At 35.0% G+C, this 15,803-nt stretch carries 11 protein-coding genes and 1 tRNA gene; 4 read left to right on the top strand and 8 right to left on the bottom strand.

The features are described from left to right. The 3 genes from BLS98_RS03465 (at position 1) to BLS98_RS03455 (ending at position 4,823) form a co-directional block, all read left to right on the top strand. Complete coding sequence (locus BLS98_RS03465) at positions 1-2,436, top strand: TonB-dependent receptor (protein ID WP_089733615.1); 2,436 nt, start codon at positions 1-3, stop codon at positions 2,434-2,436. A gap of 445 nt (positions 2,437-2,881) precedes the next feature. After that, a complete protein-coding gene (locus BLS98_RS03460) occupies positions 2,882-3,637 on the top strand; it encodes a helix-turn-helix domain-containing protein (protein WP_089733613.1) in 756 nt (251 codons plus the stop codon). Between the two features lie 25 nt (positions 3,638-3,662). Beyond that, the gene (locus BLS98_RS03455) at positions 3,663-4,823 is read left to right on the top strand and encodes an FAD-dependent oxidoreductase (RefSeq protein WP_089733611.1); all 1,161 of its coding nucleotides are present in this window, start codon (positions 3,663-3,665) and stop codon (positions 4,821-4,823) included. Positions 4,824-6,409: 1,586 nt separating this feature from the next. On the opposite strand, the gene BLS98_RS03445 is transcribed toward BLS98_RS03455, so the two are convergent. After that, entirely contained in the window at positions 6,410-7,831 is a 1,422-nt protein-coding gene (locus tag BLS98_RS03445; protein WP_139166069.1) for a tetratricopeptide repeat protein, read from the bottom strand. Between the two features lie 118 nt (positions 7,832-7,949). Further along, a complete protein-coding gene (locus BLS98_RS03440) occupies positions 7,950-9,380 on the bottom strand; it encodes a tetratricopeptide repeat protein (RefSeq protein ID WP_146752531.1) in 1,431 nt (476 codons plus the stop codon). Between the two features lie 393 nt (positions 9,381-9,773). On the opposite strand from BLS98_RS03440, the gene BLS98_RS03435 reads away from it, so the two are divergent. After that, a complete protein-coding gene (locus BLS98_RS03435; RefSeq protein ID WP_228425303.1) occupies positions 9,774-10,208 on the top strand; it encodes a GNAT family N-acetyltransferase in 435 nt (144 codons plus the stop codon). 41 nt (positions 10,209-10,249) lie between these two features. On the opposite strand, the gene BLS98_RS03430 is transcribed toward BLS98_RS03435, so the two are convergent. The 6 genes from BLS98_RS03430 to BLS98_RS03405 form a co-directional block, all read right to left on the bottom strand. Continuing rightward, positions 10,250-10,322 (bottom strand) — tRNA-Lys (locus BLS98_RS03430). Positions 10,323-10,595: 273 nt separating this feature from the next. Further along, positions 10,596-11,297, bottom strand: coding sequence for a DAPG hydrolase family protein (locus tag BLS98_RS03425; protein ID WP_181575105.1), 702 nt, complete (start codon positions 11,295-11,297; stop codon positions 10,596-10,598). Positions 11,298-11,558: 261 nt separating this feature from the next. Next, entirely contained in the window at positions 11,559-12,362 is an 804-nt protein-coding gene (locus BLS98_RS03420) for a helix-turn-helix domain-containing protein (protein ID WP_089733601.1), read from the bottom strand. A gap of 141 nt (positions 12,363-12,503) precedes the next feature. After that, a complete protein-coding gene (locus tag BLS98_RS03415; protein ID WP_089733598.1) occupies positions 12,504-13,874 on the bottom strand; it encodes a collagen-like domain-containing protein in 1,371 nt (456 codons plus the stop codon). A gap of 19 nt (positions 13,875-13,893) precedes the next feature. Then, positions 13,894-14,376: a T9SS type A sorting domain-containing protein gene (locus BLS98_RS03410; RefSeq protein WP_089733596.1), complete on the bottom strand. Its 483-nt coding sequence runs from the start codon at positions 14,374-14,376 to the stop codon at positions 13,894-13,896. 186 nt (positions 14,377-14,562) lie between these two features. Further along, positions 14,563-15,630: a glycosyltransferase family 2 protein gene (locus BLS98_RS03405; RefSeq protein ID WP_089733594.1), complete on the bottom strand. Its 1,068-nt coding sequence runs from the start codon at positions 15,628-15,630 to the stop codon at positions 14,563-14,565. Positions 15,631-15,803: the final 173 nt, after the last annotated feature.

Here is a 15,803-nt window from a genome sequence, read left to right as displayed (position 1 = left end):
ATGAAGCCAATAACTAAAAAAGCATTGTACATTAATGGTATAATGCTCTTACTTCCTTTTGCCTTATCCGCACAGGAAACCCATCCTATTTTCGGAAAAGTGCTGAATCAGGAAGGAAAAATAATTTCTAATGCCACAGTTTCCATCAATCAGGGAAGCATGACCACAACAAGTAAAAGCGGGAAATTTCAGTTTGAAACTCCGGTTCAATACCCTGCTCAGCTAATGATTGATGCTAAAGGTTATTCCGGATCCAATGTTACACTGGATTCTCTATCTTATGATGATAAAAACGGAATTACCATTCGTTTGGCAGAAAATCAAACGGATTTACAGGAGGTTTTGATTACAGCCCGCAGAAACAACTCTTACCTTACCAATAATCTGGAATTGGGTGGAAAATTTTCGGGGAATTTAAAAGATCTTCCACAGTCTGTCTCTATTGTCAGCAGCGAATTTATGGAAGACAAACAGGCATATACCACCCGTGATGTCGTGCAGGACCTTGCCGGAGTAACTACAGCCTCTTCTTACGATGACCTGATCATCCGTGGATTCAAAAGCGGCTATGAAACCGGAATTCGCCTCGTGAATGGATTACGTTCGGGTTATAGTTATGGAAACAGCTACTACCGTTCACCATTAACCATAAATCTGGAAAGTGTTTCTGTTTTAAAAGGACCCGGTGCTTCTTTATTCGGAGATGTGACTCCCGGTGGAACAATTAATATGGTGACTAAAAAGCCTTTGGATAAACAAAAAGGATCTGTTAATTTCTCTGTTGGCAGCTTTCAGACCATTCGCACCAGCATTGATCTTACGGGACCATTAGATAAAGAAAAGAAAATTCTGTATCGTCTGAATGCGGGCTATGAAGACAGCAAAACATTTAGAAATGTCAATCAGCAGAAGAATTTCATGATTGCGCCTTCTTTTACTTTCAAACCATGGGACGGAACCCAAGTGGATATTGATCTGGTTTACGATCAGTTCCATGGATATCTTGACCGTGGAATGGGATTGAGGAACAATGACTTTTATGCTCTGGACCGTTCTTTTACTTTAAGTCAGCCATCAGATTTTTATAATACCAAAACATTGTCATTCAGTGCAAGGCTGAGTCAGCGTCTTACGCACAACCTTTCATTGAATGCCAGCTATATGAAATCGATTTATCAGGAAGATGTTAACGAACACCGTACCCTGAACAGCTATGCCGATGCACCCAAAAATACGATTATGAACATGCGTTTCTTTGACCGCCATGGAAAAGACTATACTGATAATTCTGTAGTCTATCTGAAATGGGATCTTACCGGTCACAAGATAGAAAACCATATCGTAGCCGGTGTAGATTATGCTCAATATGAAGGAGACAGCAACAACCAACAACGGGAAGCCAGACAACAAAAAGTAGACGGTAAAATTGTTCCTTTGACATTTGACCTTAATAATCCAACATACACCACTCATGATCTGAGTAATTACGTATGGTTATCACAAGGAAATTATCCTTTTTTAAGTCCTTATAAAACAACCGGAATCTATGTACAGGATCAGATTTCTTTTGCAGACAGACTAAAGCTAATGGTAGGATTACGTCATGAGCATTATTATTCTGAAACCGTAAGCGGTAAAGACCGTTTTAATGCTACTCAAAATGCATGGCTGCCCCGTATTGGGCTGACATACCAGATTAACGATCAGATCAATTATTTCGCAAGTTATTCTCAAGGATTCGCTCCTGTGGGTGCCAATTTTATCCAGAACTACCAGGATTATGGTGCTGAAAAGCCTTTCACAGCAGAACATAGTTTTCAGGTTGAAACTGGGCTAAAAACCGGATTTTTTAAGAATCAATTACAAATGGATCTTTCTCTTTTCCAGATTGAACGTCAGAATATGCTGATTGCAACAGGGGAAATCAGTACAACAGGCTTTCCTGTATACAGACAATCGGGAGAGGCAGTCTCAAAAGGAGTAGAATTGGACATTCGCGGGCAATTAACAAAAGAGTTTCAGATTATGGGAAATTATACCTTTAATCATACTGAAGTAAAATCTTCTTCCATTGCGTCTGAAGTGGGACAAGCTTTACCTGGAGCGCCAAAAAACATGGCAAGCCTATGGATGAAATACGTCTTCTCAACCTCAACTTTGAAAGGACTTGGCTTTGGTGCGGGAATGTATTATGTGGATACAAGACGTATGGATAATAGCATAGGAAAAGACAACAATGGAACTGCCCTTTGGGGAGAATGGCCTTCTTACACCACCGTCAATGCGGCAGTGTATTATCACATTGGAAAAATGAAAATGGCAGTGAATGTCAACAATATTTTCGACAAATACTATTTTCTGGGTGGCTTCGATTATACGCGGGCCTTTCCGGGAGCTCCAAGAAATGTAACGGTTTCTTTGGGATATTCTTTTTAAACTTATTTTTAATCTTGATAGAGCCTGGGTTGTATTTTACAATCCGGGCTTTTGTTTTCTGCATAAAATGTTTTGTTGGAAAACGCAAATACGCAATTTTTTAATGACTCCCATTGTAAGGCGCAAGGATTTTATCGAAGATAAAATTGAATGCTATTAGATCTCTCGCTGATTTTGCAGATGATAATAGAGGTATACAAAATCAAGATTTTTAATCGCCACAAATGCATGAATTACTTTTTTACGCATAAATCTATGTGCCTATGTGGTGGAAAAAATTAAACCACATAGACACATAGACTTTTAATCTAATAATGAATACACTTCATTGATGTTCACAGGATGAAGTTTTTGGTTTGATGTAATTTATAGAACATTTTATCAGGGATTAGATCTATTTTTGTATTTTAACCTTGTAAAGTAAAGCATATCACTACCTTTCATTATGGATCGTGACTTTCAGTTTCATTTCATTGAACCAGATCAAAGTATTGCAGATTTTGTAGAAAATCTGGGGACTTTCCATAACCAATCGGATGAAGCAAAAGAAGTGGTTATTATTCCGGATGGAAGGGTTGATTTATTTTTTATGCAATCTCCTTCAGAACCTTTTCATGTTGCCCTTATTGGGTTGGAAACCTATCCTGAACAAAGACAGATTCCACCACAAACTCAGGCTTTTGTTGTCAGTTTCAAGCCTATTGCTGTTGAATATATTTTAAATACAACCATTGCTGATGTTTTAAATAAAGCAAAGGAACTTCCTAATAACTTTTGGGAATTTAAAGCCGATGATTTGCTGGATTTTGAACTTTGCTGCACCAAAGCCGCTCAAAAGATCAAGGAACTTATCCCTCAGAAAACAGATGAAAGAAAACATAAACTGTTTGAGCTAATTTATACATCGAAAGGGGAAATGAGTGTGAATGAGCTTTCTGAGAAAGTAGGTTGGAGCAGCAGACAGATCAACCGTTATTTCACAAAACAACTGGGTCTATCTTTAAAGGCCTACTCTACTATTTTACGTTTCAGAGCTTCTTTAGAGCATATTGCCCAAGGCAGATTATTTCCGGAACTTAATTATACCGATCAGAATCATTTCATTAAGGAAGTTAAAAAATTCTCTGGTGTTGCTCCCAAAGAATTATCCAAAAATAAAGATGACCGATTTATACTATTATCAGTGATGAAGGGACTGTAATTTTGTCCTGTAAAATTTAAATACAATGCTGATAGACAATATATCAATAGCCATCGTAGGTGGTGGCCCTGCCGGATTGACACTGGCCAGACTTTTACAGCTTAAAAATGCCAACGTAAAAGTATTTGAAAGAGATTTCAATAAAGAAACACGCGTGCAGGGCTCGCCTCTGGATATGCATGAAGATTCAGGGCTGGCAGCCCTACGGAAAGCTGATTTGTTGGAAGAATTTAAAAAGACCTATCGTCCGGGAGCAGATAAAACACTTATCATGAATGAACAGGCTGAAATTCTGTTCAGTGACCATGATACCAAACCAGAAGAGGATTTCGGAGCTGAGCATTTCCGTCCTGAAATAGATCGTGGACCTTTGAGAAATATGCTGCTGGAATCTCTCCAACCGGATACCGTTGTATGGGACAGTCATTGTATATCTATGGAACCCCAAAATGAAGGCTGGATACTTCATTTCAAAAACGGAACATCGGCTTATGCAGACCTTGTGATTGCTTCAGATGGAGCCCATTCCAAGATCCGTCCTTATCTCACAGATAGCAAACCGATATATTCGGGTGTTATCATGCTGGAAGGAATGGTTTCAAAGGAACATGCCCCCAATATCAATGCTCTGATTAACGGTGGGAAAATAATGGCCTTTGGGAATTCCAAAAATATATTGATGGGCCAAAAGGGCAATGGTGATCTTGGCTTCTATGCAAGTTTTAAAGCTGATGAAAACTGGGCAGCAAATTCCAGACTTAATTTCTCTGATAATACAGCTGTTTTTCAATGGTTTAAAACAGAATATCCGGAATGGAATAAAGTATGGTACGAACTGTTTGAAAATGCTACAACTCCTTTCATTCCCAGACCTATCTACGCTATGCCATTGGATCAAAACTGGGAGAGCAAGTCTAATTTAACTTTAATGGGTGATGCCGCTCATGTTATGCCTCCATTTGCCGGAGAAGGAGCCAATATGGCAATGCTTGATGCTCTGGAACTTAGTGAACATTTAACAGATGATCGCTATAGTACCTTGCAGGAAGCGCTTTCCCATTACGAAATCAATATGAGAAAACGGGCTGCAGCTGCCACCAAAGAATCTCTTGATAACGGAGAACGGATGCATTCTGCAACAGCTTTAGCAACCATGCTGGAGTTTTTTACAGGACATGTAATATAAAAAAGTGTGGCTTGGAGCATCATCAGATTATCACAATATCATTATTTTATAGAGTGCAATAACTTACTGCATCCACCTCTATCTTCCTAACTGTATAATAAAAATGGCTGCCTCACCCGAGACAGCCATTTTTCCCTCTAAAAAATAAATATTTTTTCTCTCCTTTTAAGATCCTGATTTCGGAGATTCATTTGTGTGTTTTTTGATTTGTCTATTTTATGTTTCCTTTTTTATTTTTATCACCATATATTTTTAAGGTTCTATACTTACTGTAGCATGCACAAGGCTAAACAAAGCAGTGATTTCAGCATTTTATAGGAGATTTCAGCCAGCACAAAAGCTTTCTTCTCATAACATAGTGAAAACCGAAATACTTCAACAGTACAAAACATTGCTTTATCAACCAACTCTTCAGGATATATATAATGTACTATATACGGCCATCCTGAGTCATAGTATCTTTCTTCTTTTATCATTTGTGTTAAAAAAATATGATTAAAAAATGTACTCAATATTATCTGGACATTAAACAGCTGCCTTAAATGTTGAGACAGCTGTTTCCCAACTAAAATAAATACTACTTTTTATCTCCGGCAGATTCCTTTACCGAAAGTCCATTCGTATTTTTATTTCTTGATTACCTTCGTCGTTTATAGCAAATTTTTCAATTGTATAAGAATGCTGTACCTCAAATTTTCTTCCAATCTGATAGCTTTTTGCGAAGCAGGTTCCCATCTCTGCCCATAAACGCTTACCATTCCAAGTCTATTTCATCTATCAATAATACTTTGCTCTTCATAGATTCTACTTTATGTTTTTTAGTGTATTTCGTCTTGATGTATTTTATACAAAACCGAATATAATTGCACTTAAAAAACCGAATTAATAATCAATAATCCAATACTCAATAAATATAATATCAAAAACACAAATACATTATACAAATCATATTTCAAACACATTTACAAATCTATATTTTAAATTGAAAAAAATAAAAAAAAGACCTACTACACTCGTACAGCATCAAAACAAAACACTGATTGCCAACAAATTAAATCAAAAAGCAAAAATGGTAAATACTATTTTTATAAACAAAATATTTAGAAAATGTTTAGAGAAAAAATGCAGAAAATTCTTTTGATTTGGTTCATGTATTGATTTATGTCATAAAAATTCCAAAATTTATATACAGTAACAGCAAAAACACACAAATAAACAATAAGCTGATTTCCAAAGCATTAATTACAAAATAATTACCTGTAGTACTCGTGTAGTAGACCTATTTTTTATTATTTGATTAAAAATTTTCATATTTGGACTCAAGACCACTAAGAAAATTCAGGTGGCGAAAAAAAACATTTCGAAACACTGTCTGATGTAATGAATCAGACAGTTTTTTTTTGCATTAACTTAAGTGATCAAAAACGGGTAAATATCAACTTCTGTTGGAATATGAAGCCTTTTCCGGATTCTATATTTTTTATGCTGAACAGCCCGGTGTTGAATAAGTATATAATTTGCAATTTACTTAGAGGTAAAATGAAGCTTCAGCATAGATGAAATTTCTTAAAGACAAAGTTTGTTAATCATTTGATACGATCAAAGAAAACATAAATATCTGTTTCTGTAGGAATATTCATTTTTTTGCGGATTCTGTATTTCTTCTGCTGAATCGTTCTATGCTGAACAAGCGTATAATTAGCAATTTCCTTAGAAGTAAAATGAAGCTTCAGCATGGCACAAAAAACCTGTTCTGAGGTTTCAAGGCCAGGATTGATGGCTAAAAGTTTATCTATATATCCAGGGTACACTTCTTTAAAATAAGCAAGAAACTCAGGATCATTTCTTTTGGCCATTTCAAGAATTTCTTCCTGTCTGTTATCATTAATCCTGCTTTTCAGATTTTCAGCCTCTGATTTCAGATCTGCCTTCCTTTTTCTTAAGGTATTGATGATTCTCCAGGTATATAGAGCGAGCAGGGAAAGTCCGGCAAAAGACAGAAAAATAACCCATTGAACCTTACTTTTATGTTCTTCAGTACCTGTTTTTGCTTCTGATATAAAGGATTCCATATCCTGGTTAATGGTAGATAATAAAGAGCTGTTGGTTTTATTATAAGCCTCAGTATAAGCATTCAGATAAAGGTAAGCTTTTTCTTTCTCCCCTTTATTTTCATAAACGACTCTTAGGTCGTTATAGATAAACTTAAGGTAATAAGCATAAATATCTTTAATTTTAAGGTTTATTGTAAGAGCCTCCTTTAATACTTCTTCTGCTTTATCATATTGTTTATTGGCCATATAGTATTCTCCCATAATTGTATTGGCATATAATACTACACCATCTACCTTTCTTCTCTTCATTGCTTTATTGTAAGCAAGTGTTACATATTTATAAGCAGAATCTTTATTTTTGTTCATATATATATAATCAGCTATGGCACAATCTGCCATCCCGCTATCATCTACTTTTCCGGCTTTTTTAAAGAAAACTAAAGCTTTATCGGGTTGTTTTTTACCTACTAAATAAGTTGCTTGTCTAAGGTAAATACTAAAAAGAATATTCTGCTTAAATTTAGATTCTCTGGCTGGCTGAATCAAATCTAATGCTTTCCTATTATATTCAATGGCTTTGTCACGCCGTCTCATTTCGCTACTTAAACGGCTATAAATATTATAAAATCGGGCTAAGTGAAGGTTATTTTTCGAATCTTTTAAAGTCTCTTCAGCGGTATTTAGAAAAATCTGAGATTTTGGATAGTTTTCTAATGAAAGATTGAGTTCCGCCAAATTAATATAGCAAAGAGCCTTTCCTTCTTCATATCCTTTATCTTCAGCAATTCTGTAATACTTTTTATTAAGGATAACCAAAGAATCATATTCCCCAGCTAATCTGAATTCTTCATTCTTCTTCATTAAAGGGATGTCAAAACTTTTTTCGTATTCCCTGGAATTTGGGCTACAAGACATCAGAATAATGAGTACAATAGAAAGTAAAACGCGGATCATAATGCTTTTTCCTTTAACTGAATTTTTGTATAAATTAAGATTAAAAAATGACTTTTTAAACAAAGTAATATTACATTTTTTTTAAAATTGTAGCTAACAGCATGAGTATATTATTCTTTTAACTGCTGATTTTATCAAAAAAGTCATAAATATCCTCTTCTCCCGAAATATTAAGTCTTTTCCTTATTCTGTATTTTTTTTGTTGAACAGATCTGTGTTGTACAAATGTATAATCAGCAATTTCTTTGGATGAAAAATGAAGTTTCAGCATTGCACAAAAAGTAAGCTCAGAGTTTTCAAGATCTGGATTGATTTTTAAAAGAGTACTTATAAAATCCGGATACAGTTCTTTAAATTTCATCAGGAATGAGGAATCGTTTTTTTGGGCAAGTTCAGTTACTTCCTTCAGCATTTTTGCTCTTACATGGCTTTTCAATTCTTCAGTCTCTTCTTTCAAAACTCTTTTTTTGAGCCTTTGCGTTTTAATTGTTTTCTGAACGTATATTCCGGAAATCGTTAATGCAGTAATGGATAACGCAATAGCCAGAGGCAAATCACTTCTATGCCAGTCAGACTCAGGTTTTATCTCGGAAATAAAATTTTCAGTTGCCTTATTCATTGTGTTGAGGCGTGCTACATCCAAACGCCCTTCCTCTTCCATATATTTTCTCAAGTAGTAATAGGCCTTACCTCCATCATTCTTTTTTTTGTAAAGCTCTGCAAGAGACTTGTAAACATTTTGTATATGCGAAGAATAAGTACGCCTTGTTTTAATATTAATTTCAAGAGCTTTTTTAAGGGCCTTTTCAGCCTGCTCATTATTATTCACCTCATTATAGTAATATCCCATGGTATAATACACCCATAGAGATTCTGCATCACTTGTTTTTTGGCTGAGCATCTTTTCATCCGCCCGTTTAATATATACTTCTGCAGAATCCGGTTGGTGCCTGAATAAGTAGTATTGAGCAACCATACAATTACTATATGCAGAGTTTTCCAATGCATTTCCCTTTAGAAAACATTTCAGAGAAGTTCCGTACCATCCTCTAAAAACGTAATTAATCCCTTTATTGATATAAAGCCTTGGAAGAAGTTTTCTTTTAAGATCTGAATCTTTTGCTTCTTTTAAATATAAAAAAGCTTTGCTATTACATGCTATGGCTTTATCATGCAACTTAAGATGAGAATAATACTGACTATAATCATCATAGAAAGCTGCTTTATGAAAACCATTTTCTGAATTTTTCAGATCACTTTCGGCCTTATTAAAAAACAATAAAGCTTTCTCATAATTTCCTGCAGAAATATTTACCTCTGCCATATTAAGATAACAAAGGGCAATTCCTTCTTTATATCCCATTTTGGCTGCTTTTTTCAGATATTCAATATTAAGTTCAATAAGGGCTTCGTACTCACCTCCAAGCTGTAGGTCTGTACTCTTTTTTATCAAAATAGAATCAAACTTTTCCTTTTCTTTGTCCTGAGAATTCTTATTACATGAGGCAATACACAAGAGTATGCCTATGCTCATTGCACAGATCATCATCCTTTTTAAGTGTATTGAATATGTTTTAATATTTTTAATAATAGCTAGTTTTAATTTACTTTTTCCTTTCCAACAATATTTTCATATACCTACCTATACATTTTTTATGAATAAGTTGAAAAAACACGTCAAAAATTTGACATTTTCTTTAATCCATGACATAAATATACATAATTTATATCATCAATATCTATATAATAAGACTCCCTGAAATTTAAAGTGTTACATTTTCTGTACCATATTTGAAAAAACATGTATAATATTAACTCATTAAAAACAAAGCACTAAACTATATTCGTATATTTAAAAAAATAACTTTAAATTATTATCATAGAAACTATCATGAATATTGAATATCGGAAACTCTTATCCCACGAGAGTTCAATATATCGAATGATCCGCCTGGAAAGTCTTGAAGAATTCCCTGAATCCTTTGAGGCTACTTATAAGGAAGCTCTGAACACTGAGAAACTCAGAATGGAGACTGATATTGAAAATCAAACTCCTGAAAAGTTTGTATTGGGCGCTTTTATCAATCAAAAACTGATTGGTCTTTGTGTTTTTGTTAAAAATGTAGACCATTCCGGGAGTATTTATCAGATGTATGTCAATAAAAACTTCCAGGGAAAAAATATAGGTACCGGATTAATAAAGGCGGTTATTCATGAAGCCAAGGAAAAACTCAATGTAACCGAAGTATATTTAGAAGTTGCTCACAACAATGAATCAGCTTATCATCTATACAAAAAGAATGGGTTTAATGAAATAGAGCCTCAAAACAGCGGAAATGAAATCTCAAAGGTTACTATCATGAAATATACTGTATAAAACAAAAAAAGAACTACAAAATTGTAGTTCTTTTTCATTAGTGACCCGGCTGGGATTCGAACCCAGGACCCATACATTAAAAGTGTATTGCTCTACCAGCTGAGCTACCGAGTCGGCCACTTACTTTTTCAAGTAAATCCCTTTATTTAAGGGACTGCAAAGATAGAAAAATATCTTTTAAATCCAAGATTTATTCTACTTTTTTCATCTAAAAATTTAGCATTACCCTTTAGAAGAATTGATATTATTTTCTGGTTCACACAAGCCCTATTACGCAAAATACTGATAAGGAATTATTTGCAATTACAAAACGACATGAAAAACTTTCACATCGTATTATAATCATGCTATCTTTTTTTTCATATTAGATGTAAACCCTAGCAAAGGTTACCAAAGAAATGGAGCTTTATCGCCATTCTTATTTTCGATATAATAAAGAGAAGGAAGAACCTGTGCCAGATAGGTAAATTCACTGTAGCAATGCTCCATCAACCCGAATCCTACTTCGTCTGACAATTGATTTTCACTATCCGCCATTAATGCTCCAAGATAAAAATGGCTTCTCAATGTGCAGCCTTGTTGGGTATCTCTAACCACATGGAACATATAGCCGTCAACAGGATCACCATTCTCATCTACAGGTGTATTTTCGCCAAATCCTATCCTGGCATATATTACGGCACTCACATCTCCATTTGAATAAGCCTGCTTCAAAACCTGAGGATCAAAGATCTCTTGGGGATCATGGAACTTTATAGTAGCAGAAACTGGCGGAATATCTCCCAAAGATTCTTTAGCATGGATGGTTGCACCTATATAATTCTCGTTTTTAACCCATTTATGGTCCCAGCCACCGTGTTCTACATGGTCATGAGGATGCCAGAGTTTAAGATCTGCTGTTGTTTCAAAATACTTAAACCACCAGTCTAGCATTTTTCCTTTGCACTGATGCAAAACATTCCTCATCGCAATATGGAGCATCCCGTTTTCCAATCTGCTGATTCCAGCTTCAAGAGCTATGGGTTTTGGAGATAACAGCGCATTAATATCTCTGAACATTACTTCTTCGGTTTCCTTTGTTGGTTTCATACTTGATATTTTAATGATATTATTTGATCTCTCAACAGAACATACATGAAACAGGTTGAGACTCATTCCGGCCCCTTCCCCACTCACTTTTTAAACTGTTGATTGTTGTACAAATTTAAATCAGCTGAACTCTCAGATCGTTGTATTATTTTCTAATCGACCTGTACAATTTGGAAATATATATTCATGAGATTGCCCTTTCTGGAATCTCATATATAAAGCGTAAAAATGTAATTAAAAAAGGAAAAAAATGAAGTGTATTTACAAACAGTCAGTCAACTTCTTGAATTCCTCAGGCGTACGTCCTGTTTGCTTTTTATAGAATCTGGAGAAATAAGCTGGATCTTCAAAATTAAGATCAAATGCGATCTCTTTTATCGTTAATTCTCCGGAAATCAACATTCTCTCCGCCTCTACAACAACCCTTTCATGTAAAAGCTGAGTAATTGTTTTATTCATTTTTTCCTTTAGAATCTGGTTGATCCTTTTTTCACTGATTCCCATCTTTGAAGCGTAAAACTCAGCCCTTCTCTCAGTCTTATAATGCTCATCCATCAACATAATGAACTGATAGACTCTTTTCTGGTGGATATCCTGATGTAAAAAATAATGTTGGCTAGAACGGACTAAGTTCAGAAGAAATACTTTCAGTAATGACTTTAGAACCAAATAGCTTCCCATCGGATTTTGATATTCTTTCTCAATCAATAGGCTGAGATACTGAAGCGTTTCTACAACGTCATCATCCAAATGAAGGTTGGTATATTGTCCGTGAATATTGAAAAGATTAAAAACATCAAGTGCAAACTCTTTATCATCCTCTTCAAGATATTCCCTTTTGAAAGCGATCACACATCCTTCTTTTCCTTCAAAATTTATTTTTTCAGATCGATATAACGGTATCAGATATATACTATGACTTTTATCTGCATTATTTGGTTCATTCCTAAACCACATCATTTCCAAAAGATGGGCCCGCTGGGAACTCTCCATATAATAATCCGGACAGTCTTGAAATTTGAAAAATATAAACTTTAATGGATCAATCTGATGGATGAACTTCATATTCCTCACTCAATTTTATAATGCTATACAAATATACGAGACTAAAGGATTGAGATAAAAAAAGAACTACTGAAATAGTAGTTCTTTGTATTGATAACCGCACAGAGGTGCAGCTTGTATATTTTTATAAGAAATTTAATATTACTTAATCACTGTAGCTTTGAAAGAAAAGGATGAACCACCATTAGAACCGGTATCATATATATAAACAGTTACGGTATTTGCTGATGTTACCTTAGAGGTGTAGACTGGCGGATAATCTCCTATTGAAATATTACTTATTGGATTTACAATAACCGCATCCCCTACTGCTGCCCCAGCGACAGTAATTGTAAGTGAAGCCAGAGAACCTGAAGCTGGCAGAGTTATAGTATTTGTTCCTGTTAATAATTGTATGCTGCTACCACTGCTTGGAGTAGACCAAGTTCCATCTCCTCTAAGATAAGTAGAAGAACCTGCAGTACCTGAAGTTGTAGCTATTTTTGCCATTGTAACGGAAGCATCAGCAATCTTAGATGTAGTTATTTTATTAGATCCAACAGTTACTACTCCTGTGGCATTTATTGTTGCGTCACCAGTCATACTAACAGGAGTTCCAGGTGAAAAAGGTGCCGTTGAATTAGTCAAAATTATTTGTCCACCAGCTGTACCATTAGAAAAACCATTCCCCGCATTACCTTGAGGACCTTGCGCCCCCGCTACTCCTTGAGCTCCCGTGGCTCCCGTAATCCCCTGAATACCTTGTAATCCCTGAGCTCCTGTGACACCAGTAGCACCCGCTAATCCTTGGGCTCCTACAGCTCCTGTAGCACCGGTAACTCCTTGAATACCTTGTAATCCCTGAGCTCCTGTAACGCCAGTAGCTCCTGCTAACCCTTGGGCTCCTATTGCTCCGGTAATACCTTGAATACCTTGTAAACCTTGAGGTCCTGTAACACCAGTAGCGCCTGCTAAACCTTGAGCGCCTGTAGCACCGGTAACTCCCTGAATACCTTGCATCCCCTGAGGTCCCGTGACACCAGTAGCTCCCGCTAAACCTTGGGCTCCTGTTGCTCCGGTAATCCCCTGAATACCTTGAGCGCCTGTAGCACCTTGAGGACCAGGAGTAGAGCTTCCTGAAGTTTTCGCATACAAAGCGTACGGAACACTTAATAACTGTGAGATTCCTGTTATGGTATAATTATTTGACCCGGTAGGATCTGTTTCTATTTTTAGAAAGTAAATATCTGCACCCCAATTAATTGTAGAATAAGAACCACTTACTAAAGTACCAGCACCTATTTTTACGGTTACTAAACCATTAATATTGGTAGATTGAGTTTGAGTTTCTGAGTATACTACAGTTCCTGTTGTTGAGCCTTTCAGTATAGAAAATTTCATACCTACAGTCTGGTTACTTACCAATTGATTACTTGAATTTCTAATAATAGCCTGATAGCTCATTGCATCCTGTACTTGTGAAAACATTAGAGCAGAAGCAAAAGAGGCTGCTAGAATGGAAAGCTTTTTCATAGGTAATTAGTTTTATATTTTATTTGTTTTTTAGAACCTTAAAAATTTTAATATCCTTTCCTCCTTTTGATATTTTCAGCAAATAAATTGAAGCAGGATAAGACGTCATTGTAATTTGAGTTGTTGACTGAGTTATAGATTGGCTTGTCAGTAATTTACCACTACTATCAAAAAGATCATAACGATATTTATTATAATCTTTAAATCCTACTTTCAAATTGAGAATATCTGTTGTGGGATTGGGGAAAATATTGAGACTTAAATTGATGTCGATAATATCAATTCCTAATGTTGGTATAATTTCATAAGTCTGTTGAACGCCGGCTGTAACACTTCCCGCAGAAGAGGACATTGTTTCATAAAAACTTTGACCAATAGAAGCCGTTGCACTACCTGTACTACCAGACATATTATTACCACTGGTATTTAAAGTTTCCTGTGCAGAAATCTGAATAGAGAAACTAACAAGAAATAACGAAAGTGTAAAAAATGTAGTTTTCATATCATATTGATGTATATTATTAGTTTTTCAATTATTATTCAAATATATAACTATATAATGACAACTATATTAATATATGATTAAAAACATACACCATTGTATTAGCTGATGTTATATTAATGAGATGAGATAATCTAATCCTTACTATTTAGCTCTCAATAAGATTTTTTTTAATTCTTTCAGCAACTAGATAAGCTCTCTTAAATAATCTCTATTTTGTCTTACAGAAGGACAGTTTGGCCTTGAAAGAGCTGCAATCTCATTGTATTCATTAGCTTTTTTATACTCTCCTAAAAAAGATAAACATACACAAGCCTCAATATTGGGTATATATCCAGTATAATCTGAAGACACAAAGCCTACTGAGTGGAATTGAGGTAATCTGGTTGCTAAATCAAACCATTTCAAGGCCTGATTATAATCCTGTTTATCTTTATAATAATAGCCTAACTCACAGCAGATTTCCGGTCTGGGAATATCATATTCGAAGCTTTTTAGTAAGGTTGGTAAAATTTTTTCTTCAGTACCATTCTTTTTATATTCAATGGCTAATTCCTGGCAGCAGGCTATTACATCTTCTATCCAGCCTGACCCTGATGCTAAAAATTTTTCGAAAAAAGTGATGGCTTTAACTGTTTCATGATGGTCTTTCAATTCTCTGGCATAGTAATATAACTGCCTCGCAGAAAATTCTTTTCCACTTTCTTCTAAAGCTCTATAGATCTCAATATTTCTTGTTGAAACTACTTCTGATACTTCTTTTTTATGCCAAATTTCAATATCAGTATAGTATATATTGCCCACCAGCGGGATGCATTCATGAACCGGCTCAATCCATTGATAATTTTTGCTCTTTTTGAATAGTCTTTCACGGGTTGAGTGAAAAGTTGGATTATTGTTTTCATCAAATGACAAACCGTATTTCATGGTGACAATCTCAACATCATCACTTAATTTCTTCTTCAGTTCATTAATTTCATTAATTGATTTTTCCGGAATAACATCATCTGCGTCTAGCCACATTTGATAGTCCATAGTCGCTTTAGAGAATGCAAAATTACGTGCCGCTGAAAAGTCATTAATCCATTCGAAATCAAAAATTTTATCTGTAAACTTTTCAGCAATTTCCTTAGTTTTATCCATAGATCCCGTATCTACTACGATGATTTCATCTGCAAATTTTACTGCACTTTCTAAACATCTGCTCAAAAATTTCTCTTCATTTTTGACAATTAAGCATAAACTTATTTTCATGGACTTCTAATAGTTTTTCGGATATAAATATACTAGTATTAATTGTAGATATGAATATGTATTCCTTAGGCTCTTTATTTCGCTTCTGAAATACGTTTGCAAACTTTCAGGATGTATCCTGGATGATACATTTATTCTGAAAATGATAATAAGAAATAATAAGATAAAAGTAA

The organism is Chryseobacterium jejuense (assembly GCF_900100075.1).
GTDB lineage: Bacteria > Bacteroidota > Bacteroidia > Flavobacteriales > Weeksellaceae > Chryseobacterium > Chryseobacterium jejuense.
The sequence above is the reverse complement of the archived record's forward strand: the minus strand, read 5'-3'. Positions and strand labels throughout refer to the sequence as shown.